This is a genomic window from Uruburuella suis (assembly GCF_004341385.1).
GTDB classification, from domain to species: Bacteria; Pseudomonadota; Gammaproteobacteria; order Burkholderiales; family Neisseriaceae; genus Neisseria; species Neisseria suis.
This window is the reverse complement of sequence record NZ_SLXE01000006.1, coordinates 43,989-67,521: the sequence shown is the minus strand read 5'-3', so window position 1 is coordinate 67,521 and position 23,533 is coordinate 43,989. Positions and strand designations below refer to the sequence as shown.

Genomic DNA, 23,533 nt, shown 5'->3' with positions numbered 1-23,533 from the left:
GCCGTCTGAAACCCTATTTGCCCACGCAAAAATGCTATAATGTTCAATTCGCTTTCAGACGGCCTCACACCATGGACACCATCAAAATACGCGGCGCACGCACCCACAATCTGAAAAATATCGACCTCGATATTCCCCGCCACAAGCTCGTGGTGGTCACCGGCTTGTCGGGCAGCGGCAAATCTTCGCTCGCGTTCGACACCTTATATGCCGAAGGCCAGCGCCGCTATGTGGAAAGCTTGTCTGCCTATGCGCGCCAATTTTTGCAGATGATGGACAAACCCGATGTCGACTTAATCGAAGGCCTCTCGCCCGCCATTTCCATCGAGCAGAAATCCACCAGCCACAACCCGCGCTCCACCGTGGGCACGGTTACCGAAATCCACGATTATCTGCGCCTTTTATATGCCCGCGTGGGCACGCCTTATTGCCCCGACCACGATTTGCCGCTCACCAGCCAAACCGTGTCGCAAATGGTGGATGCCGTGCTGAAGCTGCCGCAAGACACGCGCGTGATGATACTCGCCCCCGCCGTGCGCGAGCGCAAAGGCGAATTTGCCGATTTGTTTGCCGACTTGCAGGCACAAGGCTTTGCGCGCGTGCGCGTAGACGGCGAAGTGTATCAGCTCGATGAAGTGCCCAAGCTTGAAAAAAACATCAAACACAATATCGACGTGGTGATCGACCGCGTGAAAGTGAAAGATGACATCAAGCAGCGCTTGGCCGAAAGCTTTGAAACCGCGCTGCGCCACGGCAACGACCGCGCGCTGGCGATGGAAATGGACAGCGGCGAAGAGCATTGGTTTTCCGCCACTTTTTCCTGCCCCGTATGCTCTTACAGCCTGCAAGAGCTGGAGCCGCGCCTCTTTTCGTTTAACAACCCTGTCGGCGCCTGCCCCACTTGCGACGGCTTGGGCAGCATGAATTTTTTCGACCCCGAGCGCGTGGTGATGCACCCCGAATTATCATTGGCTTCGGGCGCAATCAAAGGCTGGGACAAACGCAACCAGTTTTATTTTCAAATGATTCAGTCGCTCGGCAAACATTACGGCTTCGATGTGAACGCGCCGTTTGAAGGGCTACCTGAAAAAATCCAAAAAGTAGTGCTGCACGGCTCGGGCAAAGAAGTGATTGAATTCCGCTATTTATCCGAGCGCGGCACCACCTTCAACCGCGAACACGCTTTTGAAGGCATTTTGCCCAACCTCGAGCGCCGCTACCGCGAAACCGATTCGCCCACCGTGCGCGAAGAATTGGCGCAATACCAAAGCCACCGCGCCTGCCCGCAATGCGGCGGCGCGCGCCTGCGCAAAGAAGCGCGTTATGTGTATGTGGGCAAAGAGCCGCTGCACGAAATTTCCGCCTGGCCGCTCACCCGCAGCCACCAATTTTTTGAAAACCTCGATTTGGAAGGCAACAAAAAGCAAATCGCCGAAAAAATCCTCAAAGAAATCACCGAGCGGCTGGGATTTTTGATCAACGTCGGCCTCGATTACCTCAACTTAAGCCGCAGCGCCGACACCTTATCCGGCGGCGAAGCCCAGCGCATCCGCCTCGCCAGCCAAATCGGCAGCGGCCTCACCGGCGTGATGTATGTGCTCGATGAGCCTTCCATCGGCCTGCACCAGCGCGACAACGACCGCCTGCTCGCCACCCTCAAGCGCCTGCGCGATTTGGGCAACAGCGTGATTGTGGTCGAACACGATGAAGACGCCATCCGCGAAGCCGATTTCGTCATCGACATGGGCCCCGGCGCCGGCGAGCACGGCGGCAACGTGCTGATTGCCGACACCCCCGAAAAAGTGGCCGCCTGCGCCGAATCCATCACCGGCCAATACTTAAGCGGCAAAACCGCCATCGCCGTGCCCTCCGTGCGCACACCCGTCAACCCCGAGCGCATGCTGGTGCTCAAAGGCGCGCGCGGCAACAACCTTAAAAACGTCACCCTCGAATTGCCATTGGGGCTGATTACCTGCATCACCGGCGTGTCCGGCAGCGGCAAATCCACCCTCATCAACGACACCCTGGCCAAAATCACCGCCCGCGAGCTCAACCGCGCCAGCGAAGAGCCCGCCCCTTATGAAGCCATCACCGGGCTCGAGCAGCTCGACAAAGTGATTAATGTCGACCAATCCCCCATCGGCCGCACCCCCCGCTCCAACCCCGCCACCTACACCGGCCTGTTCACACCCATCCGCGAACTCTTCGCCGGCGTGCCCCTCTCGCGCGAGCGCGGCTACAGCGTCGGCCGCTTCTCGTTTAACGTCAAAGGCGGCCGCTGTGAAGCCTGCCAGGGCGACGGCGTAATCAAAGTGGAAATGCACTTTCTGCCCGATGTGTATGTGCCCTGCGAAGTGTGCCACGGCAAACGCTACAACCGCGAAACGCTCGAAGTGCAATTCAAAGGCAAAAACATCAGCCAAGTGCTCGACCTCACCGTAGAAGAAGCCCGCGAATTCTTCGACGCCGTGCCCACCGTCGCCCGCAAACTGCAAACCCTGATGGACGTGGGCTTGGGCTATATCCGCCTCGGCCAATCCGCCACCACCCTCTCCGGCGGCGAAGCCCAACGCGTCAAACTCGCGCTTGAGCTCTCCAAACGCGACACCGGCCGCACCCTCTATATCCTCGACGAACCCACCACCGGCCTGCACTTTGCCGATATTGCATTGCTATTGGAAGTGATAGGCCGTCTGAAAGGCAAAGGCAACTCGATTGTGATTATTGAGCATAATCTTGATGTGATTAAAACAGCGGATTATATTGTCGACTTGGGGCCTGAGGGCGGCGATGGCGGCGGCAAGATTATTGCTAAGGGGACGCCGGAGGAAGTGGTTAAGAGTAAGAAAAGTTATACGGGGAAGTACTTGAAAGGAATATTACAAACTTAAAATATTCAGTATTTAATAATAATTAATACGAAAGCACAATACTACGAAAGTTATCATGCAAATTACATTTGAAGAATATTACAAAAAATTTAATTTTCAGGAATTTCCTTTTCAACGAGCTAATGCTGAAGCAGAAAAAGAACAACTAGATTCATATTATGTGGAACCTATAAATTACTCCATAATAGTCAATGGGCTTAAAACCTCATCAGCTATTGTTTCGGGAGAGCGAGGAACAGGAAAAACTGCCCTAAGCTATAAATTAGTTAAAAACTTAAAATCTTCTGATGCAAATTTGGTTATTTATATAACAGATTTTGCTTCACTACCTCTTAACTATACATCTGATGACTTATATAAATTTTTAATTAAGCAAATTTCCTCAAGTTTTTTCTTTAATTTAGTATCTAATTCTACCTTATTGTGGGACTATAGCAAGGTAGATAGAATAAAGCTATCTAGGTTTAAGAATGAATATACTCTTTCTTCTACATATAAACAATTATCGGAAGAAATAGCAAAAATACAGCATCACTTTATTAAACGACATAGTATTAATACATTTAATTTTTTTAGAGGTATTCTCAACTACGGCTTGAAAGCAGCTATTCAAATTTTATCTGATTCTGTTTCTAGACATTTTGCAGCATTACCTCCTCCCGAAATTTCAAATGAGTATTTTAAAAAATTAAATTATGAAATTGATACAGGATTTATACAAGACCCGCAACGAAGTAGCTTTGATGATTTAAAAGAAATTTGCACTTTAATTAATAAATCAAAATTTAAAAATATATATCTTGTGCTAGATAAAATTGATGAAGATAATCGTTTAGATAATGATATAGAAAAAATATCTACTTTTATAAAACCTATTGCTCAAGACAATAGATTATTAATTAATGAAGTAAATTTATACACATTATTATTCACTTGGAGTCCTCCGTTTAATCACATTAAATCTGAGATTAGAACTCAAAAATTAACTACTGAGACATTAAGCTGGGATACAACTCAGTTGAAATCAATTCTAGAAAAACGTTTAGAATCATACTCTAATAATAAAACAAAGATATCTGATTTATTTGATTGTACTAATGAAAAAATAAAATTAATTCTAGAAATGTCCAATAATAACCCACGAGATTTATGGAAAATAATTTATGAAATATTCAAACAACAGTTTAAAATAAACCCGAACTCAAAATTAACAGATAATGCAATTACAGAAGGGATTGACTCTTTCGTTAAAGAATTTAACTATTATGAATATTATCCTAAAAAATCAAATGCAAGGAAAGACAGCATGGATATTTATAAGTATTTTAATCATTTAATACAAATAAATAATTTGAAGGAAGACGATTTTAAATTTACTAAAAACCAATTATCCAAAGACGCAAAAACATCTGGCACTTCTGCCAATAACTATGTTGTAGGAATGGAACGAATCAACCTAATTAAGTTAGTTCCAGAAAAAAAACAGGGTGGTTCTTTATATCAAGTAGTAGACCCTAAAATAAAATATGCAATTGCTAATAATTTAGAACTCCAATCCAGTTAAAGTCGTAGCAAGCTGTAGCCTGCATCACCCCACCAACCGCGTGCGTGCCTATGGCACACACGCGTTCTTCGGGTGGGTTTAAGCCTCCCGCCGGCAACCTGCTCTCAACCCAAACAACTGTGCCACACTTGCTTTAAAATAACCTCACCCATCAAACAGTGAATTTCGCATATAAAAAACTCAGGCCGTCTGAAAGAAATCTTTCAGACGGCCTTTTATTGCACCCTACCCTTAATCCTCTCCGATCATCAGCTTGATTTTCGCCGCCTCTTTCAACCCTTTGGCCGTTAAGGCCACGGCATCGCTGCTTTTTTTACCGGGCAGCACCCAGCCTTCTTCAACCAGCAGATCGGCTACACCCTCTTCCACCAAATCGCCCCAATTAACCTGGCTGTTGGTTTGCGGGTCGGCCAGCACCAGCAGCAAGCCGATTTTGCGCATGCTTTGTGCCGCTTCGCTATCGCCTTCCCACATGCTGTCTTCATCGTATTGCGGCGGTGAGTCGCCCACTTTTTTGACGATCTCGGCATACCAACCTTTACTCTCGGCATCATCATCGTTAATCTGGAAAATCTTTTCCAGCCTGAGCCGGTGCAGCCAGTCGTCGCCGAAGTCAAACCAATAATAGATAAAGTCTTTTTCTTTCAGGCCGGCTTCATCCAGCGTGTAGGTAAACACATCATGCACCGTGCGCCCTTCATCGCCGAAATCCTGCGCAAATTCCAAATCGCCCACTTCTTCGGGGCAATTAAATAGGGCACGCCCACCTTTGGCCTCTTTGCGGGTGAGCATAAATTTAAACAGATGCGGGTCGAAGCGATCGAAAGCTTCGAAAATCAGCTCGTGCAAAACCACAAACGGCGCATTGCCGGCCACATCGATAATGCGGTGCAGCTTGCCGATCGGCTGCTCGTGCAAGCCGATCAGCGACACTTTGAAACGGTACATGGTGATTTTTTCAGCCATCACAGTGCTTTCCAATATTCAGATGAAAGATGCAGAAGGATAACGTTTTCTTGCCACCGCCACAAGCCCAAAGGCCGTCTGAACGCTTTTTATCAAGCCATGTTCGGCATGTGCAACCACTGGGCTGAATGGCATGGCGCCGACACACTTTACAAATCCGCCGCCACGCCACAAAATCACCGTTTATCATCTATTGTACAAAGGCAAACCCATGTTGAAAGTCAACCAATATTTCGATGGCAAAGTGACTTCTATCGCGCTGCAAACCGCCACGCTGCCCGCCACCGTGGGCGTGATGCAGCCGGGTGAATACACATTCGGCACCAGCCAGTTTGAAACCATGAGCATCATCAGCGGCGCGCTCACGGTGAAATTGCCGGGCGAAGCGGCTTGGCAAACTTTTGCTGCGGGCGAGCGCTTCACCGTGGCCGCGCATCAGGAATTTCATTTGCAGGTGGCGGTGGACACGGCTTATTTCTGCACCTACGCCTAATTGATAAGGCCGTCTGAAAAGTTTTTCAGACGGCCTTATCCACTTGCTTTAAAGCCGCTTTATGGCGCACAATTTGGCTGAGCCGTTTATTTTGGAGAATCTCTTATGCCTGAAAAAAATTATTACGAAGTGCTCGGCGTGAGCCGCGATGCCAGCCTGGCCGACATCAAAAAAGTCTACCGCAAGCTGGTGCGCCAATATCACCCCGATGTGTGCAAAGATAAAGATGCCGACGAGAAAACCAGCGAAATCAACCAAGCGTATAACACGCTGAAAGATCCTGAAAAACGCGCCGAATACGATGCCATGCTGGACAACCCCTTTGCCGGGCAGGCGCAGCAGCAAGGCGGCTATGGCGGCGCACACGATTTCTACGGCAACCAGGATTTCCAAGGTTTTGAAGGCCGCTTCGGCGACGGCCAGCCTTTCGGCAGCGGCGATTTCCGCTTCGACGATATTTTCTCCGCCTTCGGCCAAGCCGGCCACCGCCAGCAGCGCCGCCAGCCCGAAGGGCCGATAAAGGGCGACGATCAACATGCCGAATTAAGCATTGATATAGCCGCCGCCTATCAAGGCGCCGAGCGCAGCCTCTCGCTCGATATGCCCACGCTCACGCCCGAAGGCCGCATGGCCTACACGCGCAAAACGCTGAATGTGAAAATCCCCAAAGGCATAGGCGAAGGCCAGCAAATCCGCCTCGCCGGCCAAGGCCTACCGGGCTTTAACGGCGGCCAACCCGGTGATTTATACTTAAAAATCCGCTTTCACGACAGCGCCGATCTTTATGTGAAAAACCAAAAAGACGTTTACCAACGCATCGATGTGATGCCCTGGCAAGCCGTGCTCGGCGGCAAAATCGAGGTCAACACCATTGCCGGCACTTTGGGCGTTACCCTGCCCGCCGGCAGCCGCCCCGGCCAAAACCTGCGCCTCAAAGGCAAAGGCATTCCCGCCAAAACACCGGGCGATTTATATTTAAACATCAATATCGTGCTGCCCCAAGCCGAAAGCGAAGCCGACAAAGCCGCTTGGCAGCAATTGGCCGCACATTATGCCGGCAAACGCTGAGCCGCAAAGAAAGGATAAGCCCATGAACCAAGAATACGATGTGCAATTGAGCTTTGAAGAGCTGGTGCACGCTTGCGACAACGACCGCCAATGGGTGGTGAGCCTGATTGAAGAAAACGCCATCAGCATCAGCGGCGAGCCGCATTTGGCCACCTTCAGCGGCTACCAACTCGCCCGCGTACGCCGCGCCCGCCGCCTGCACCGCGATTTCGACGCCAGCGCCGCCGCCGCCGCGCTGATTTTAGAGCTGCTGGACGAATTGGAAGAATTGCGCAAGCTGCATAATTAACCGCCGCAAGATGGTGCAACAACCATACAAAAAGGCCGTCTGAACATTTTTTCAGACGGCCTATTCTATCAATTCTATCCATGCACACCGGCAAAACCATTTAGCTACGTTAATATATAGTGAAATGCAAGAAAAAGTGACACAAAACTGCATTTTGCAACGGCGTAGGTTGGGTTGATAAACCCAACGTTCCAAACGGCTTGTGGATTTGTTGGGTTTTCAACCCAACCTACCCGCTTGCGTGAGCATGAAAACAGGCTTGAGTTTGGCAAAGGCCGTCTGAACACTTTTTCAGACGGCCTATTCTATCGATTCTATCCATACAAACCGGTAAAACCATTCAGCGGCGTTAACACAATTTCAGCGCCTGCAATTGCTGCTGCACCCGGCTGGCATTCCAGCCGCCCGACACGGCCAAGGTGAGCAGCGCGGTGGCGGTTTCCAAGTTGGCTTTGCCGCCGTTGATCACGCCGGCCTGCCGCAGCGCATCGCCTTGGGCATACACGGCGGCGGCGCGGCCTTGCGGCACTTGGCTGATGTTGAGCAGCAAGCCGCCGCACGCGGTGAAGGCTTGCACGGCTTCGATAAACGCGCCATCGGCCGGCGCATTGCCGTGGCCGTAGCTTTGCAGCACCACGGCGCGCGCCGGTGTGTGCTGCAGGCTCGCCGCCACGGCTTCGCTTGAAAAACCGGGAATAAGCGTGTGACACAACACTTTGGCTTGTGAACCAAGCGGCAGCGCGTGCAAAGCGGCCTTATCCGCAGCGGGTGGCGGCGCAAATTCAGGCTGCGGCTGCCAGCCTTGCGCCGCCGACCATGCGCCAAGCGAGCCGAAATGGGCGTTGCCGAAGCCTTCGGCGGCTTCGGTGCTGATTTTGCTGCTGCCCACGGCGGGGAAAAGTTTGCCGTTAAAAGCCAGCACCACTTCGCGCAAGCCCGGCAGGCTGAATGCGGCCACAGCGGTGGCCAGATTCAGCGGCGCATCGCTGCCCTCGCTGTCAAACGGCCATTGTGCGCCGGTAAGCACCACGGGCTTATCCAAGCCTTGCAAAGCCAGCGCCAGCAGATTGGCGCTGTAGGCCAAGGTGTCGGTGCCGTGCAGCACCAGCACACCATCGTAGTGCGGGATTTTTTCCACCAAAAGCGCCAACCAGTCGCACCAGTTTTGCAGGGTGAGCGCCGATGAATCAATTAAAGGTGTGCACACATGCCAATCGAATTGAAGGCCGTCTGAAAAGGGCTGCAAAGCTTTGCCGACCAGCGCCACATCGGGGCGCAGGCCTTGGCTGCTTTGGCTCATGCCGATGGTGCCGCCGGTGTAGAGCACGAAAATGCGTTGTTTGCGGGTCATGTTTTTCTCTGCCTTGCACAATACCAATCAGGCCGTCTGAAAAAGGTTCAGACGGCCTGATTAACATTAAAGCTTGCCGGCCACTTTTTTATTGCGCATCAGGCACAGCATATCGGCGGCCACATGCGCCGCGGCGATGGCGGTGATTTCAGCATTGTCGTAAGCGGGCGACACTTCCACCACATCCATGCCCACGATATTCAAATCGCCCAAGCTGCGGATAATGCCCAGCGCGGTGTGCGAATTGAGGCCGCCGGGCACGGGCGTGCCGGTGCCCGGCGCAAACGCGGGATCGAGGCAATCAATGTCAAACGTCAGATAAACCGGATTATCGCCGATGATTTCATAAATGCGCTTCACGGTGGCTTCCACACCATTTTCATTCACCCACGGCGCAAATAGCATGTTCATGCCCATAAAATCGCTGTTCCAAGTGCGGATGCCCACTTGTGCCGAGGTGGCGGGGTTGATCAGGCCGTCTTTAATCGCTTTGTAAAACATGGTGCCGTGGTTGAGCGATTCGGGCGCATCATCGGGCCAAGTGTCGCAATGGGCGTCAAAATGCAAGAGGCTCAAAGGTTTGCCGTATTTTTCGGCATGCGCCTGCAACAGCGGATAGGTGATGAAATGGTCGCCGCCGAAGGTGAGCATTTTGGCATGGCTGTTTTGAATGATGTCCAGCGCGTGCTGCTTGATGGTTTCGCGTATGGTCCACGGTTGGTGCGCGTCAAACCAACAATCGCCGTAGTCGATCACCGCCAAATCGTCAAACGGATCAAAGCCCCACGGGAAAAGATTCAATTCGGCCAGCTGCACGCTGGCAGCGCGAATCGCCGCCGGCCCCAGGCGCGCACCGGGGCGGAAAGTGGTGGCCAAATCGAGCGGCACGCCCGACACCACCACATCCGCTTCGCTCAAATCGCGTGTGTAGCGGCGGCGCATAAACGACAATGCGCCGGCATAAGTGTTTTCAATGGTGGAGCCTTGCAGCGATTCGCGGCGGAATGCGCCATCGCCATAGATTTTTTCGGTCATGGTTTTGCCTCTATCGGGTTCGGTTAATGTATTCAGCCATTTGGCGCAAGGGTCTTCTCGGTAACTGGCAGCGGTAGTTTTTTCTAAAGAAACGCAGCATCATCCATAAGTTATCCGATGCCGTCTGAAACCAAAAAGGTTTTCAGACGGCCTGAAAACCTTTGCATAACACTGAAAACCTATTTGTTGGCAGCTGATTTTTCAGCGGCTTTGCGCACCGCTTTTTTTGCCTTGCGCTGAGCCCGCAATTCGCGCAGATGCTCGCGGTAAAAGCGCAAACGCTGGCGCTTTTTCCACCAAAAATAGCCCAACACCGCCGCGCCAATGCCGATCAGCACAAACAGGCCGTATTGAAACTGGTGGATTTTCTGCATCAGCCAATCGGTGTTTTCCGCGCCATAAGCGCCCAAATACACCCACACCGGCACGGAAATCAGCGCCGCCAGGCCGTCCATCATCAAAAAGCGCAGATAAGACACTTTGCGGCTGATGCCGGCCGTGATGAAAATCGGCGTGCGCAAGCCGGGCAGAAAGCGAGCCACAAACAACACGCGGTTGCCGTATTTATCAAATTTTTCCTGCACTTGCGCATAGCGCTTGGGCGTCATCACCCGCGCCACAAAGCGGGCTTTCAAAATGCGGTGGCCAAACACGCGCCCGGCGGTAAACATCAACCCGTCGCCCACCAGCACGCCCAGCATGCCCACCGCCACCATAATGTGCACATTGGCATAGCCCAGGCCGGAAATCACCCCGCCGGCTACCAAAGTAACGTCTTCAGGAATCGGCACGCCGAAGCCGCAAGCCACCAGCACGAAGAAAACCGCGGCATACCCGTATTGAGTGAAGAATGCTTCTAACAGCGACAGCATAAAGGCTTGTTCCTGAATTATTTCAACTTATGATTGTATGAATTGGTTGTATGAATCGGTTTCAGACGGCCTCGACATAGGCCGTCTGAAACTATTTGGCCGTTCCGCCGGTGATGGCCGCCGCAATGCGCTCGGCGCCTTGCTGCGCCCAATCGGTCTGGCGCGCTTCCACCATCACCCGCACCACAGGCTCGGTGCCCGATGCGCGCAGCACCACGCGCCCTTTGCCTTCCAGCTCTTTTTCGACCGCAGCCAGCGCTTCTTTGGAAACGCTTTGCCAATCTTGGCCTTTTTGGATGCGCACATTAATCATGGTTTGCGGATAAGGCTGCCAATCGGCGCACACCGTGGCCAAATCCTGCTTGAGCGTGCGCAGGGCGGCCAGCACCTGCAAAGCCGAGATAATGCCGTCACCCGTGTTGTGTTTATCCATACACAAAATATGGCCGCTGGCTTCGCCGCCGATCAGCCAACCGCGCTGATGCAGCTGCTCGAGCACATAGCGGTCGCCCACTTTGGCGCGGCAAAAAGCCACGCCCTGCTCTTGCAAGGCCAATTCCATCGCCATATTGGTCATCACCGTGCCCACCACGCCGCCGATGGCCACGCCCTCTTTGGCGCGCGCTTTGGCAATCACATAAATCAGGCTGTCGCCATCGTAAACCTTGCCGTGTTTATCCACCATCATCAGGCGGTCGCCATCACCGTCAAGCGCGATGCCGTAATCGGCTTCATTTTGCAACACAGCAGCCTGCAAGGCTTTCGGGTGGGTGGCGCCCACTTTTTCATTGATGTTGTAGCCATTGGGCTCGGCGCCGATAGCCACCACATGCGCACCCAATTCGTGAAACACTTTCGGTGCCACATGATAGCCCGCGCCGTTGGCGGTATCCACCACCAATTTGAGGCCGCGCAAATCGAGATGGCCGGGGAAAGTGGATTTGCAAAATTCGATATAGCGGTCGTCCGCGCCATTGATGCGGCGGGCGCGGCCTAAGTGTGAAGAAGGCTGGGTTTGCATTTCTTCGGCCAATTTGGCTTCGATTTCCAGCTCGATGGCATCGCTCAATTTCACGCCGCCTTCGGCAAAAAATTTGATGCCGTTATCGGAATACACATTGTGTGAAGCAGAAATCATCACCCCGGCGGCCAAACGCAGCGCGCGGGTGAGATAGGCCACGCCCGGCGTGGGCAGCGGGCCGGTTTGAATCACGTTGACGCCGGCTGCGGTAAAACCCGCCACCAGCGCGGCTTCGAGCATATAGCCTGAAATGCGCGTGTCTTTGCCGATTAACACAGTCGGCCGGTGTTCGTCATCATGCTGCACCAGCACTTGGCCGGCCGCATAGCCCAGCTTCAACACGAAATCAGGGGTAATCGGAAATTGGCCGACTTCGCCGCGCACACCATCGGTGCCAAAATATTTTTTTGCCATATCTGCTCCATTCAAACTTGGTTTACATTGTAAAGCAGCAAGGCTGCACGAGCCAGCGGTTTACAAGGTTTTTCGGTCGTGCGGCCAAGGTTGGCCGCAATTTGCCATTGTCATGTATAAACTATTTTTCGGCATAAGTTTGCGATTTCAGGCCGCTTAATCCAACAAACGGTATGCCCGCTTTCAGACGGCCTCAAACACACCCACGGCCTGCCACACTTTCAGCGCATCGGCAGTGGCTTTCACATCGTGCACACGCACGATTTGCGCACCGCGCGCCACCGCCGCCAGCGCCGCAGCCACGCTGCCGTGCACGCGCGCAGCCGCATCTTGTTCGCCGCTTAAATCGCCTATCATGCGCTTGCGCGACACGCCGATAAGCAGCGGCAGGCCGCTGCCGCGCAGCAAGCTGCCCAAATGCTGCATCAGCGCAATATTGTGCGGCAGCGTTTTACCGAAGCCAAAGCCCGGGTCGAGCACCAGCCGCGCGCGCGCAATGCCTGCCGCTTCGCAGGCCGCCACCCGCTCGTTGAGATAACGCAACACTTCTTCTGCCACATCTTGATAGCTTGGACTCTGCTGCATGGTTTCGGGCATGCCCTGCATATGCATCAGGCAAATGCCGGTGTGCGCCTGTTGCGCCAGCAGCCCGATAGCGCCCTCATCGCTTAGCGCCGACACATCGTTGATTATGTCGGCATAGCCATGTGCCAGTGCCTGCTGCATCACTGCCGTGCGCCGTGTGTCGAGGCTGATCGGCACTTGCCATTTCACCAACTCTTCCAGCACCGGCTGCACACGCGCCCATTCTTCTTGCGCCGACACCGCAGCCGCGCCCGGGCGCGTGGATTCGCCGCCGATATCGAGAATATCCGCCCCGCTTTCCAGCAAGGCTTCCGCATGTGCTAAGGCCGTCTGAACACTGGCCGAATAAGTGCCGCCGTCTGAAAATGAATCGGGCGTGATGTTGACGATGCCCATGATTTTCGGTGCGCTCAAATCCAGCGTGAAGCGGCCGCATTGCCATTGGCAGGTTGCCATGATTTGTCCTTGGGTTGAATCTGATCGACAGGCATTATAAAGGCCGAGACCTTTGAAAAACCAGATATTTGTCGCACCCGCGCAGGCGGGTGCCCAGTGCAAAGCAGCGCTTTGCTTTTCTCACACTTTTCTGAAAATGAAAAACTTATTATAAAATCAAATACTTGATTTCTAATATTTTGATGGCTACTACCTGACCGACTACTGAAGCTGCGCTTCAGGCTGGGCTCCTGCCTGCGCAGGAGCGACGGAAGGGGTGTTTTGCAAGGCCTCAAGCCGTCTGAAAAGCTTGCTATGCTTTCAGACGGCCTTGCGCAAAAACGGCAGCCTTGCGGCTGCCGTTGCAGAAAAACAGCTTAGATTTTATCGCCCTGATTCGGACGGCCTTCACCACCGGCCAGCACATCGCCGGCATTATGGCTGTTGCCCGGCTGCGGATCGGCTTCGGGACCTATGGTCGGCTCCAGCGGACGCACATCCGATTCGCCTGCTGCGGGCACTTCTTCGTAGCCTGCCTCAACCGGTGCGGCCGGGCGCAATTCATCATCACCCTCGCCGCTGTCTTGGCGGATATTGTGGCTGTAGTCTTTCGGCGGGCTGGGCTGCTTGCCTGCCATGATTTCCAACACTTGGTCGCGATCGATGGTTTCCCAATCCATCAAGGCTTGGGTCATGGTTTCCATTTTATCGCGGCTGCTGTCCAAAATTTGGCGCGCCACGGCATATTGCTCGTCGAGAATGCGGCGGATTTCGGCATCCACTTGCTGCATGGTGTGCTCGGAAACATTTTGCGAATGCGTTACCGAACGGCCGAGAAACACTTCGCTCTCGTTTTCGCCATACACCATCGGCCCCATTTTGTCGGACATACCATAGCGCGTGACCATTTCGCGGGCGATTTGGGTGGCGCGCTCAAAATCGTTGGATGCGCCGGTGGAAATGCGGCCGACAAACAAATCTTCGGCAATGCGCCCGCCAAACAGAATCGAAATCTGATTGAGCATTTGGTCTTTATACATGCTGATGCGGTCGCGCTCCGGCAATTGCCAGGTGAGGCCGAGCGCACGGCCGCGCGGCATAATGGTAACTTTATGCACAGGGTCGGTGCCTTCTAGGCTTTCGGCCACAATGGCATGGCCGGATTCGTGGTAGGCGGTGGCGCGTTTTTCATCTTCGTGCATCACCATCGAGCGGCGCTCGGGACCCATATAGATTTTGTCTTTGGCATCTTCAAAATCGCTTTGATCCACCTTGATCTTGTTGCGGCGGCCGGCAAAGAGCGCCGCTTCGTTCACCAAGTTGGCCAAATCGGCGCCGGAAAAGCCGGGCGTGCCTTTGGCCAGCGTTTTCAAATCCACCGATTCATCCAGCGGCACTTTTTTAGCATGTACATTCAAAATCTGCTCGCGGCCGCGGATATCGGGCAGCGGCACCACCACTTGGCGGTCGAAACGGCCGGGGCGCTGCAAGGCCGGGTCGAGCACATCGGGGCGGTTGGTGGCGGCAATCACAATCACGGTTTGGCTGCTTTCAAAGCCATCCATTTCCACCAGCAATTGGTTGAGCGTTTGCTCGCGCTCATCGTTGCCGCCGCCCAAACCGGCGCCGCGCTGGCGGCCGACGGCATCAATTTCGTCGATAAAGATGATGCAGGGTGAATTTTTCTTGGCCTGCTCAAACATATCGCGCACGCGGCTGGCGCCCACGCCGACAAACATTTCCACAAAATCCGAGCCGGAGATGCTGAAAAACGGCACTTGCGCTTCACCCGCAATCGCTTTGGCGAGCAGAGTTTTGCCGGTGCCGGGGCTGCCGGCCAGCAAAATACCGCGCGGCACACGGCCGCCGAGGCTTTGATAGCGGTTGGGCGCTTTGAGGTAATCCACGATTTCCTGCACTTCTTCCTTGGCCTCATCGCAACCGGCCACATCGGCGAAGGTCACAGTGTTGGTGTCTTTATCCAAGAGCTTGGCGCGGCTTTTGCCGAATGAAAATGCGCCACCCTTGCCACCGCCGCCGCTTTGCATGCGCATGAAGTAAAACCATGCGCCAATCAAAAGCATCACCGGCAAAAGGCTGAACAAAAGGCTGGTAAACATGCTGGGTTTGTCTTCAGGCGTAACCTTTACGCGCACTTTTTTATCCAGCAGCGTTTGCACCAAATTGTCGTCCAGCGGGGCATTGGTGAAAAACTGGCTCTTGTCTGTGCGCTCGCCTTTAATCAAATAGCCGCTCACCACCGAGCCTTCGATGTTGACACTGGCCACATCGCCTTGGTTGACTTGGTCGATAAATTGCGAATATTCGATCTGCTGCTGGCTTTCCTGCTTATCGGTGATGGCGTTAAACGCCGCCATCAAACACACAGCCAAAACCAGCCAGACCAATAGATTTTTAACGGTATTCCCCACTGAAACAGGCTCCAATACAAAGGGTAGAAAAGAAAAAACGGATTGTAAATCAGGCTGTCGGCATTGTCAGCGTTTATTTTTGCCCAATAAATAAACCTCACTGGAACGATTGCGGGAGGCTTCGGGCTTGCGGGTTTGCACCACGCCAAACACTTCGCGCATAGCGGCCATATATTCCTGATAGCCCGCGCCTTGAAACACTTTCACTAAAAAGCTGCCGCCGCTTTTGAGATGCGCTGCGGCAAAATCCAGCGCCAATTCGCACAAATAAAAGCTGCGCGCCTGATCGGTTACGGCATTGCCCGACATATTGGGGGCCATATCGCAAATTACAAGGTCCAAAGCGCGCTGCCCGAGCAAAGATTCAAACTCGGCCAACACGCCCTCTGCCCGAAAATCGCCCTGAATAAACGACACACCGGCGATTTCATCCATCGGCAGGATATCCAGCGCAAACACGCGCCCGCTCCCGCCGGCCAATTGCGCCGCCACTTGCGACCAGCTGCCAGGTGCGCTGCCCAAATCGGCCAACACCGTGCCGGGCTTGATTAATTTGTCTTTCTCGTTGATTTCCAAAAGCTTGTAAGCCGCGCGCGCACGATAACCGTCTTTTTGCGCCTGATGCACATAATGGTCGTTAACATGCTCGTTGAGCCAGGCTTTGGAAGATTTGGAACGCACCGCCATAGATAATCATGCCGTTGAAACAAAGGTGTTATTGTACGTTATTTTCTCCACGCGCGGCGGCAATTCGCGTAGAATGCGCCTTTAATCTTTACACACAGCAGCAAATATCATGACCGACACCCTCAGCACCAAAGACTTGCTGGCGCTTAAAGCCCGCGCCCACCATTTAAGCCCGGTGGTAATGATCGGCCAACACGGCCTCACCGATTCAGTGATTAAAGAAACCGATGCCGCCCTCACCGCCCACGAGCTGATTAAAGTGCGCGTGCTGGGCGACGACCGCGCCGAGCGCGTGGAAATGTGCCAAGCCTTGTGCGATGCCGTGGATGCGCAATTGGTGCAACACATCGGCAAGCTCTTGGTTTTGTGGCGTAAAAACCCTGAATTGTAAAATTTTATTGCATGCAAAAGGCCGTCTGAATGTTTCAGACGGCCTTTCTTATTGGGTATTATTTCACACTCAATGCCAATCCAGCTTCAGCAAACGAAACACCAAGCCCAGCGCCAACAAGCTGCACAGCATATAAATCACGCTGGAAGTGCCGTGCCATTGCCCGAAAGAGCCACCCAGCAAGGAGAGCAGCCAATTGCTGCCGCCGCTTTTGTGCGCTGCAATCACCGGCGTAACCAGAAATTGGTTTACCGCCAGCAAGGAGAGCAGCAGCAACACGAATTTATTGGTTTTACTGCGCATAAGGCTGCGCCCCAATTCATGGCGGCCGATAAAATAAAGCAGCAGCCACACCGCCAGGCCGGTGTAGGCCACAAAATCAAACATGCTGCCGGCCATGGCGCCGGCTTCCATTTTACCCATATGCTGAAACAGCACCGGCACGGCCACATAGCCGATGCCCAACTGCAAACCCAACCACATGCCCGCCAACACGGCTGCCAATTTATTCATTTATCCCTCTGCTTTTATTTTATGTGTGATGCCTGCTGCTGCAAAAAAGCGCAATAATTTCAACATTTGAAACATTTATTGCTCAATTAATGCATATCAGACCGATAATTGTCAAATAGTTCCATTTGATACATTCGATTTAAGTATCTATCTGCGTTGTTTATTTTAAACGCATAAACCACTTACCGGCTAATGATAAATCCCCGCTTTTTTACTTAGCTCACTATATCTTTATTGTCGGTTGCACTCGTCAAAATAAAGATAAAAGGCCGTCTGAAACCGATAAACGTTTCAGACGGCCTTTCAAAATAGCCATATCAAATATATTGCACAGCCACAATATCATATTCGCGCACGCCGCCGGGCGCTTGCACTTCGGCCACATCGCCCTCTACTTTGCCGATCAGGGCGCGGGCAATCGGCGAGCCGATGGAAATTTTGTTTTGCTTGATGTCGGCTTCGTCTTCACCCACGATTTGATAGCACACTTCTTCTTCGGTGGCCAAATCTTCCAGCGTAACCGTGGCGCCAAACACCACTTTGCCCTCGGCATGAATATCGGCCGGGTTGATGATGTGCGCCCGCGAAAGTTTGTTTTCCACGTCGGCAATGCGCCCTTCGATAAAGCCTTGGCGCTCTTTGGCCGCTTCGTATTCGGCATTTTCCGACAAATCGCCATGCGAACGCGCTTCGGCTATCGCTTCAATCACTTCGGGACGCGCTACGCTTTTCAGGTGCTGCAATTCTGCTTTCAAAAGCTCCGCGCCGCGTACGGTTAACGGGATTTTCTGCATGATGTCTCAATTCTCCGCAAAGGGTGGTTTCACCCGATGATTACAATAAAAATGCAAGCCGCCCGATGGATGGCGGCTTGCTGGTTTCGCTCTAAATTAGGTGCTATTGTATCAAAAACAGCTAAAATGGCAATGGTTTAAACTGCTTTTCATCTGCCAAGCGCGGCAATCTTTGATTTCGCTCAGACAGATGCAGACTCAGCGCATGTGTGGCCGTCTGAAACCCGATGCACCGGGCTTGAAACGGCGGCGGCAAAACTAAAACGCCAATTTAAAACGGAATATCGTCGTCGATATCGTCCACGGCGGCAGCAGGCGCAGCCGGTGCCTGGCGACGCGGCGCAGCAGGCGCGGCTGCGGGCGCTTCGGGCTGATAATGGTTTTGCTGCGGCGCGGCCTGCTGATAGCCGCCGTCGTCATAAGGCGCAGCACCGCCGCCTTCGCGCGGGCCGACCATTTTCATTTCGTTGGCGATGATGTCGTAAGCCGTGCGCTCGATGCCGTCTTTGCCGGTGTATTTGCGGCTTTGAATGCGCCCTTCGATATACACTTCACGCCCTTTTTTCAGATATTGGCCGGCGATTTCGGCCAAGCGGCGATACATGGTGATGTTGTGCCACTCGGTGCGCTCTTGGCGTTGGCCGTTGCGGTCGTTCCACGTTTCGCTGGTGGCGATGCTGAAATTGCACACGGCCTCGCCGTTGGGCATATAACGCACTTCGGGGTCGCGGCCGAGACGGCCGAGCAGAATCACTTTGTTCACTGACATGGTTTAAGCTCCTGAAATAATTTTTTTAGCGGCGGCTTCGTCAAAACCTTTTTGCATGGCCTTGATATACACGGTTTGCTTGTCGGCGCTCAACTTAACCGCCTCCACGCCCGAGAGCGCAATTAGCGCAAACTGTAAATCATCTTCGCGTCCGTGCCAAGTGGCAGACACCGCCAAGGTGATATTTTTTACCGGCCGCGGAGCCGGCGCAGCCGCCGCCAACGCCAGCCACAGCAGCATCAAGGCGCTGCAAAAAGTAAACACGCCGCTAAAGCCGTAATGCTGAAACAGCAAGCCGCCCAGCGCGCCGCCGGCAAAGAGCCCGAGCGACTGCGAAGTGTTATACACGCCCATGGCCGTGCCTTTTAAATCGGATGGCGCGATTTTCGACACCAGCGAGGGCAGGCTCGCTTCGAGCACATTGAAGCCGATAAAATACACCACCAGGCTCGCCAAAATCAGCCACAGCGAATGCAGGCCGAACAGCAGCCCCAATTGCGCCGCCGCAATACATACAATGCCGCCGACAAACACCTGCTTAAGCTTATTGCGCGTTTCGCCGATGATAATCAACGGCACCATCAAAACCAAGCCGGCCAGCGTGGCAGGCAGATACACCTGCCAATGCTGCACTTTTTCCAGCCCCACGCCCACCAAGGCAAAAGGCAGCGCCACAAAAAGCGCCATCTGCGCCGCATGCAGCGCAAAAATGCCGAAATTGAGCCGCAAAAGCTGTCGATCGGCCAGCACTTCGCTGATGCGGGCGGGCTGCGCTTGGGCATCTTCATGCAGCTTGGATTGTTGCGGATTGGGCGTTACCCACGCCACCACGGCAATGCTGATCAAGGTAAGCACACCGGTGAGCACAAACAAACCGCCCACGCCGATTAGGCCTGACAAAAGCGGCGCGGCCACGAGGCTCACCGAAAAAGTGAGGCCGATGCTCAGCCCTATCATCGCCATCGCCCGCGTGCGCACTTCTTCGCGGGTGAGGTCTGCCAAAAGCGCCGTCACCGCCGCGCTCACCGCGCCCGCGCCCTGAATGGCACGCGCCAGCACCAAAGCCTCCAGCGTTTGCGCCGAGGCGGCCATAAAGCTGCCCGCCGCAAACACCAGCAGCCCCGCATAAATCACTTTTTTGCGCCCGAATTTATCCGAAGCCATGCCCAACGGCAGCTGCAACACAGCCTGCGTGAGGCCGTAGGCACCCATGGCCAGGCCGATGAGTGCTTTGTTGTTTTCCGCGCCGGGCAGCGTGGCGGCATAAAGCGCCAGCACCGGCAGCACCAAAAACATGCCGAGCATGCGCAGCGCATACACGCCGGCCAACGAGGTGCTGGCGCGCCATTCGGCGGGGTTCATCTGAGAGCGTTGCTTGCTTGCCATTTGTGCCTGCCATCTGCGCCGCCCTGCTTCATTCTTTCTTCGCAAAGCCGCACATCTGAAACGGAATAGATAAAAGCGGCGATTATACAACGATTGCCGCGCTTTGTTGCCGGTTTGTTGCGCTGCCGGAAATATTGCTGCGGCAAAGCAGGCGCATGTTTGAATGTTGGGTATAAAAACTCAAGCCCAGCCAAACAACACAGGCCGTCTGAAAGCTTTCAGACGGCCTTAGGGCGTGTTTATCATCTTTTTCCCAATCATTTTATTTGTTGAAACAGGCTGTTAAACAAAGACAAGCAACAGAACTTTATATATAACAAAACTGCATTTGGTTACAACAAACCATTCTTTCCCTTTTTCAGACGGCCTGATTAAAGTGACACCCAAATCGAAAACAAGGAACCGCCATGACCCAAGCCGCACCGCTGCCCCCCGAAATCACCGCCGGCCTTGCTGCGCTCTCGCCCACCCAGCTGGCCTGGTTGTCGGGCTATTGTTGGGCGCAAAGCCAGCAAGGGTCGGCACCGGCGCTGCCTGAAGCCGCCGCGCCCGCGCGCCGCATCACCGTGCTTTCAGCCTCGCAAACCGGCAATGCCCGCCGCGTGGCCGAGCAATTATTGCTCAAGCTTGAGCAGGCCGGCTTGGATGCGCGCTTGGTGGCGGCGGCCGATTTCAAAAGCAAAACGCTGGCCGGCGAAGATATTGTGCTGCTGGCCACCTCCACTCAGGGCGATGGCGAGCCGCCGGAAGAAGCGGTGCCGCTTTATCAATTTTTATTCGGCAAAAAAGCGCCCGATTTGAGCCGGCTCTCGTTTGCCGTGCTGGGTTTGGGCGATTCGAGCTACCCCGATTTCTGCCAGGCCGGCCGGGATTTCGACCGCCGTTTGGCCGAGCTTGGCGCAAAGCGTCTGCTCGATTTGGGCATTTGCGACCTCGATTATCAGGCTGCGGCCGATGCCTGGATTGGCGCAGCGGCCGACACTTTGGGCAAGCTTGCCGCCGCAGCCGTGGCTGCGCCCGCATCCCAAGCGGCCGTTGCCGAAGCTGCGCAGGTCTATAGCAAAGCGCAGCCTTTCAACGCCGTTTTATCGCTGCGCCAAAAAATCACCGCCCGCGAGGCCGAAAAAGATGTGGAACACATCGAAATCGACTTGGCCGGCTCGGGCATACGCTATCAGCCGGGCGACTCATTAGGCGTGTGGCCACTCAATGCGCCCGATTTAGTGGCCGAAATCCTCGCCTTGCACCAATTGGCCGGCCACGAGCCGGTGCGCCTGCCCGACGGCCGCGACACCGATATTCAGACGGCCTTGATCGAGCACGCCGACATCACCCAAAACACGCCCGCGCTGGTGCAGCAATATGCCGCCTTAAGCGGCAGCAGCGCGCTGCGTCAAACCGTGGAAAACGCCGCCGCGCTTGATGTGTATCTGGCCGCCACGCCGCCGGTGGGCGTGTTTGCCGAGCACCCGCACCCGCTGCCGGCGCAGGCTTTGTTTGAACTTTTCCGCCCGCTCACGCCCAGGCTCTATTCCATCGCTTCATCGCAAGCCGAGAGCGAAGACGAAGTGCACCTCACCGTGGGCATGCTGCGCTATACGCATCACGGGCAAGCCTACAGCGGCGCGGCTTCAGGCTTTTTAGGCGAGCGCTTGGCCGAGGGCGGCAGCGTGCGCGTGTTTGTGGAGCCGAACAAAAATTTCCGCCTGCCTGAAAACGGCAACACACCGATTATCATGATAGGCGCCGGCACCGGCGTTGCGCCCTTCCGCGCCTTTATGCAGCAGCGCGAAGCCAATGGCGACGCCGGCAAAAACTGGCTTGTGTTCGGCAATCAAAAATTCACCGACGATTTTCTCTATCAGGCCGAATGGCTGCAACACCGCAAAAGCGGCCTGCTCAACCGCGCCGATTTGGCCTGGAGCCGCCAAGGCGCAGAAAAAGTGTATGTGCAGCACAAGCTGGCCGCCGCCGCGGCCGAGGTGTGGCAATGGCTGCAACAAGGCGCGCACATTTATGTGTGCGGCGATGCCGGCCGCATGGCGCGCGATGTGGAACAAGTGTTGCTCAACATCATTGCCGACCAGGGCAAAATGAGCGACGACGATGCCGCCGATTATTTAAACGATTTGCGCGAAGAAAAACGCTATCAGCGCGATGTGTATTGATGCAAACAGGCCGTCTGAAAGATTGCCGTTGCCGACCATTCATACTTGCTCGAATAATCAAACAACAACGCTGAGAAGCGATTGCTGCGGGTTTTGTGGCCGCTGCCGAAGCAATTTTATCAAGCGGAAAATATCGGATACCAATATCTGCCCCACAAATTAATTGGCCGTCTGAAAACCTTCAGACGGCCTTTGCCAACCTATGCCGCAAACGCTTCAATCTTGCGCCAACATCTGCAAAATAAAGCGCAAATCACCGGCATCAATCTGGCCGGGCGCGGAAGCCTGCCCCGCAGCGCCGAAGCTCACCGCCGAGCCGAACACCTCACCCGCCAGCCGGCTCACCATGCCCAGCCGTCCCATGGCCATCGTAATCAGCGGGCGGCGCGCATGGCAGCGCTGCATGGTTTCGGTGGCGCTCAAAAGCGTGAGCACATCGGCCGCCGATTGCGGCATCACCGCGATTTTGCAAATATCGGCGCCCCAGTCCTGCATGCGGCACAAGCGGCCGACGATTTCCGCTTCGGCAGGCGTTTGCTGAAAATCGTGGTTGCACAACACCACCGCCACGCCGTGCGCCTTGGCCGCAGCGATTGCGGCTTGCACACCCTCATCGCCGGCAAACAATTCGATGTCGATTAAATCCGCATCGCCCGAAGCGGCGGCCGCATGCAGCAAGTCGAAATAATCAGCCGGCGCCATTTCGCAGGCGCCGCCCTCGGCAAAGGTGCGGAAAGTAAACAGCAGCGGCACATCGGGTAATTGCGCGCGCACGCTTTTCAGGCAGGCGAGCACCTGCGCCTGATCGGCGGCGGCGTTTAAAAAATCGGCGCGAAATTCCACCAAATCGTATTCCACGCCCAAGAGCCCCGCCACCGCCGCTTGCAGCGCAGCGGGCGTGTCTGCCACCAGCGGCACGCAGATTTTCGGGCGGCCGCTGCCGATAATGAGATTTTTAACGCGAATGCTGTTCATAAAGATATTCCAATTTGCGGCACTTGGTGTGCCGCTGGCGTAAAATAACTGTTCTGCTTTGGCCGCTTATACTGCGGCATTTTTAAAACGCAGGTCGGCTTCGAGAGCAGTTTTCAAATCGGCGTTAAACGGCTGCAACACCGCCGCGCTGCACGCCTGCATAATGATTTGACTTACCTGCACAAAGGCTTCGGCCTGCAAACCTGAAATCGACATGACGCCGCCGGCATACTCACCCTCGAATTGAGGGATATATTCCGGCACGATTGCAGCCATGCCATCCCGGATCCGCTCAAACAATTCCCAAGTGGCGGCCTTGCTCAAATCAACAACCACAAATTGGCGGTCAGTATCTTCACCTATATATAATTCTGATGCACTCATTTTTGCTCCCCCCGCCACAAACAACACTTTTTCCTGCCGTTTTTTAGCGT

General features: G+C 54.1%; 21 protein-coding genes. 7 read left to right on the top strand and 14 right to left on the bottom strand.

The features are described 5' to 3' along the window. Window positions 1-71 precede the first annotated feature (71 nt). Together uvrA and EV680_RS03450 are read left to right on the top strand one after the other, a co-directional pair. Complete coding sequence (gene uvrA / locus EV680_RS03455; protein ID WP_132953243.1) at window positions 72-2,891, top strand: excinuclease ABC subunit UvrA; 2,820 nt, start codon at window positions 72-74, stop codon at window positions 2,889-2,891. Between the two features lie 55 nt (window positions 2,892-2,946). Further along, entirely contained in the window at window positions 2,947-4,455 is a 1,509-nt protein-coding gene (locus tag EV680_RS03450; protein WP_132953241.1) for a P-loop ATPase, Sll1717 family, read from the top strand. A 231-nt stretch (window positions 4,456-4,686) separates the two neighbouring features. On the opposite strand, the gene EV680_RS03445 is transcribed toward EV680_RS03450, so the two are convergent. Beyond that, a complete protein-coding gene (locus EV680_RS03445; RefSeq protein WP_132953239.1) occupies window positions 4,687-5,421 on the bottom strand; it encodes an IS1096 element passenger TnpR family protein in 735 nt (244 codons plus the stop codon). Between the two features lie 211 nt (window positions 5,422-5,632). On the opposite strand from EV680_RS03445, the gene ppnP reads away from it, so the two are divergent. The 3 genes from ppnP (at window position 5,633) to EV680_RS03430 (ending at window position 7,271) form a co-directional block, all read left to right on the top strand. Beyond that, complete coding sequence (ppnP, locus tag EV680_RS03440) at window positions 5,633-5,914, top strand: pyrimidine/purine nucleoside phosphorylase (protein WP_132953237.1); 282 nt, start codon at window positions 5,633-5,635, stop codon at window positions 5,912-5,914. A gap of 105 nt (window positions 5,915-6,019) precedes the next feature. Further along, a complete protein-coding gene (locus EV680_RS03435; RefSeq protein WP_132953235.1) occupies window positions 6,020-6,982 on the top strand; it encodes a DnaJ C-terminal domain-containing protein in 963 nt (320 codons plus the stop codon). A 22-nt stretch (window positions 6,983-7,004) separates the two neighbouring features. Continuing rightward, complete coding sequence (locus EV680_RS03430) at window positions 7,005-7,271, top strand: chaperone modulator CbpM (protein WP_132953233.1); 267 nt, start codon at window positions 7,005-7,007, stop codon at window positions 7,269-7,271. Between the two features lie 349 nt (window positions 7,272-7,620). Here the strand turns inward: EV680_RS03430 and EV680_RS03425 are convergent, their stop codons facing one another. From EV680_RS03425 to EV680_RS03395, 7 genes are all read right to left on the bottom strand, one after another. After that, on the bottom strand, window positions 7,621-8,622 hold the full coding sequence (locus EV680_RS03425; RefSeq protein WP_132953231.1) for an asparaginase: 1,002 nt from the start codon (window positions 8,620-8,622) through the stop codon (window positions 7,621-7,623). Window positions 8,623-8,688: 66 nt separating this feature from the next. Then, window positions 8,689-9,657, bottom strand: a complete 969-nt coding sequence (gene speB / locus EV680_RS03420) for an agmatinase (protein WP_132953229.1) — start codon at window positions 9,655-9,657, stop codon at window positions 8,689-8,691. A 179-nt stretch (window positions 9,658-9,836) separates the two neighbouring features. Beyond that, window positions 9,837-10,529, bottom strand: a complete 693-nt coding sequence (locus EV680_RS03415) for a DedA family protein (RefSeq protein ID WP_132953227.1) — start codon at window positions 10,527-10,529, stop codon at window positions 9,837-9,839. Window positions 10,530-10,620: 91 nt separating this feature from the next. Continuing rightward, window positions 10,621-11,964 carry a phosphoglucosamine mutase gene (glmM, locus tag EV680_RS03410; protein ID WP_132953225.1) on the bottom strand — a complete coding sequence of 448 codons (1,344 nt, stop codon included), beginning with the start codon at window positions 11,962-11,964 and terminating at the stop codon, window positions 10,621-10,623. A gap of 183 nt (window positions 11,965-12,147) precedes the next feature. Next, entirely contained in the window at window positions 12,148-13,005 is an 858-nt protein-coding gene (gene folP / locus EV680_RS03405) for a dihydropteroate synthase (RefSeq protein ID WP_132953223.1), read from the bottom strand. Window positions 13,006-13,361: 356 nt separating this feature from the next. Continuing rightward, window positions 13,362-15,416: an ATP-dependent zinc metalloprotease FtsH gene (gene ftsH / locus EV680_RS03400; protein ID WP_424580108.1), complete on the bottom strand. Its 2,055-nt coding sequence runs from the start codon at window positions 15,414-15,416 to the stop codon at window positions 13,362-13,364. Window positions 15,417-15,482: 66 nt separating this feature from the next. Continuing rightward, complete coding sequence (locus EV680_RS03395; RefSeq protein ID WP_132953221.1) at window positions 15,483-16,103, bottom strand: RlmE family RNA methyltransferase; 621 nt, start codon at window positions 16,101-16,103, stop codon at window positions 15,483-15,485. Between the two features lie 109 nt (window positions 16,104-16,212). On the opposite strand from EV680_RS03395, the gene yhbY reads away from it, so the two are divergent. After that, entirely contained in the window at window positions 16,213-16,494 is a 282-nt protein-coding gene (gene yhbY, locus EV680_RS03390) for a ribosome assembly RNA-binding protein YhbY (RefSeq protein WP_132953219.1), read from the top strand. A gap of 69 nt (window positions 16,495-16,563) precedes the next feature. Here yhbY and EV680_RS03385 read toward each other — a convergent pair whose 3' ends face one another. From EV680_RS03385 to EV680_RS03370, 4 genes are all read right to left on the bottom strand, one after another. Continuing rightward, the gene (locus tag EV680_RS03385) at window positions 16,564-17,007 is read right to left on the bottom strand and encodes a DUF4149 domain-containing protein (protein ID WP_132953217.1); all 444 of its coding nucleotides are present in this window, start codon (window positions 17,005-17,007) and stop codon (window positions 16,564-16,566) included. Window positions 17,008-17,324: 317 nt separating this feature from the next. Continuing rightward, window positions 17,325-17,801: a transcription elongation factor GreA gene (gene greA, locus EV680_RS03380; protein ID WP_132953215.1), complete on the bottom strand. Its 477-nt coding sequence runs from the start codon at window positions 17,799-17,801 to the stop codon at window positions 17,325-17,327. 271 nt (window positions 17,802-18,072) lie between these two features. Continuing rightward, the gene (locus tag EV680_RS03375) at window positions 18,073-18,570 is read right to left on the bottom strand and encodes a single-stranded DNA-binding protein (RefSeq protein ID WP_132953213.1); all 498 of its coding nucleotides are present in this window, start codon (window positions 18,568-18,570) and stop codon (window positions 18,073-18,075) included. Between the two features lie 3 nt (window positions 18,571-18,573). Then, window positions 18,574-19,956, bottom strand: a complete 1,383-nt coding sequence (locus EV680_RS03370) for an MFS transporter (RefSeq protein WP_243650328.1) — start codon at window positions 19,954-19,956, stop codon at window positions 18,574-18,576. Between the two features lie 407 nt (window positions 19,957-20,363). Here EV680_RS03370 and EV680_RS03365 point away from each other — a divergent pair, with 407 nt between their 5' ends. Continuing rightward, window positions 20,364-22,124: an assimilatory sulfite reductase (NADPH) flavoprotein subunit gene (locus EV680_RS03365; protein ID WP_132953211.1), complete on the top strand. Its 1,761-nt coding sequence runs from the start codon at window positions 20,364-20,366 to the stop codon at window positions 22,122-22,124. A gap of 216 nt (window positions 22,125-22,340) precedes the next feature. Here EV680_RS03365 and aroD read toward each other — a convergent pair whose 3' ends face one another. Both aroD and EV680_RS03355 read right to left on the bottom strand, forming a co-directional pair. Further along, entirely contained in the window at window positions 22,341-23,099 is a 759-nt protein-coding gene (gene aroD / locus EV680_RS03360) for a type I 3-dehydroquinate dehydratase (RefSeq protein ID WP_132953207.1), read from the bottom strand. Between the two features lie 66 nt (window positions 23,100-23,165). Further along, window positions 23,166-23,510, bottom strand: coding sequence for a glycine cleavage system H protein (locus EV680_RS03355; RefSeq protein WP_132953205.1), 345 nt, complete (start codon window positions 23,508-23,510; stop codon window positions 23,166-23,168). Between the last annotated feature and the right edge of the window lie 23 nt (window positions 23,511-23,533).

Coding starts and splice junctions, on each gene's coding strand:
- uvrA (WP_132953243.1), top strand. CDS start 72: ATGGACACCATCAAAATACGCGGCGCACGCACCCACAATCTGAAAAAT.
- EV680_RS03450 (WP_132953241.1), top strand. CDS start 2,947: ATGCAAATTACATTTGAAGAATATTACAAAAAATTTAATTTTCAGGAA.
- EV680_RS03445 (WP_132953239.1), bottom strand. CDS start 5,421: ATGGCTGAAAAAATCACCATGTACCGTTTCAAAGTGTCGCTGATCGGC.
- ppnP (WP_132953237.1), top strand. CDS start 5,633: ATGTTGAAAGTCAACCAATATTTCGATGGCAAAGTGACTTCTATCGCG.
- EV680_RS03435 (WP_132953235.1), top strand. CDS start 6,020: ATGCCTGAAAAAAATTATTACGAAGTGCTCGGCGTGAGCCGCGATGCC.
- EV680_RS03430 (WP_132953233.1), top strand. CDS start 7,005: ATGAACCAAGAATACGATGTGCAATTGAGCTTTGAAGAGCTGGTGCAC.
- EV680_RS03425 (WP_132953231.1), bottom strand. CDS start 8,622: ATGACCCGCAAACAACGCATTTTCGTGCTCTACACCGGCGGCACCATC.
- speB (WP_132953229.1), bottom strand. CDS start 9,657: ATGACCGAAAAAATCTATGGCGATGGCGCATTCCGCCGCGAATCGCTG.
- EV680_RS03415 (WP_132953227.1), bottom strand. CDS start 10,529: ATGCTGTCGCTGTTAGAAGCATTCTTCACTCAATACGGGTATGCCGCG.
- glmM (WP_132953225.1), bottom strand. CDS start 11,964: ATGGCAAAAAAATATTTTGGCACCGATGGTGTGCGCGGCGAAGTCGGC.
- folP (WP_132953223.1), bottom strand. CDS start 13,005: ATGGCAACCTGCCAATGGCAATGCGGCCGCTTCACGCTGGATTTGAGC.
- EV680_RS03395 (WP_132953221.1), bottom strand. CDS start 16,103: ATGGCGGTGCGTTCCAAATCTTCCAAAGCCTGGCTCAACGAGCATGTT.
- yhbY (WP_132953219.1), top strand. CDS start 16,213: ATGACCGACACCCTCAGCACCAAAGACTTGCTGGCGCTTAAAGCCCGC.
- EV680_RS03385 (WP_132953217.1), bottom strand. CDS start 17,007: ATGAATAAATTGGCAGCCGTGTTGGCGGGCATGTGGTTGGGTTTGCAG.
- greA (WP_132953215.1), bottom strand. CDS start 17,801: ATGCAGAAAATCCCGTTAACCGTACGCGGCGCGGAGCTTTTGAAAGCA.
- EV680_RS03375 (WP_132953213.1), bottom strand. CDS start 18,570: ATGTCAGTGAACAAAGTGATTCTGCTCGGCCGTCTCGGCCGCGACCCC.
- EV680_RS03370 (WP_243650328.1), bottom strand. CDS start 19,956: ATGGCAAGCAAGCAACGCTCTCAGATGAACCCCGCCGAATGGCGCGCC.
- EV680_RS03365 (WP_132953211.1), top strand. CDS start 20,364: ATGACCCAAGCCGCACCGCTGCCCCCCGAAATCACCGCCGGCCTTGCT.
- aroD (WP_132953207.1), bottom strand. CDS start 23,099: ATGAACAGCATTCGCGTTAAAAATCTCATTATCGGCAGCGGCCGCCCG.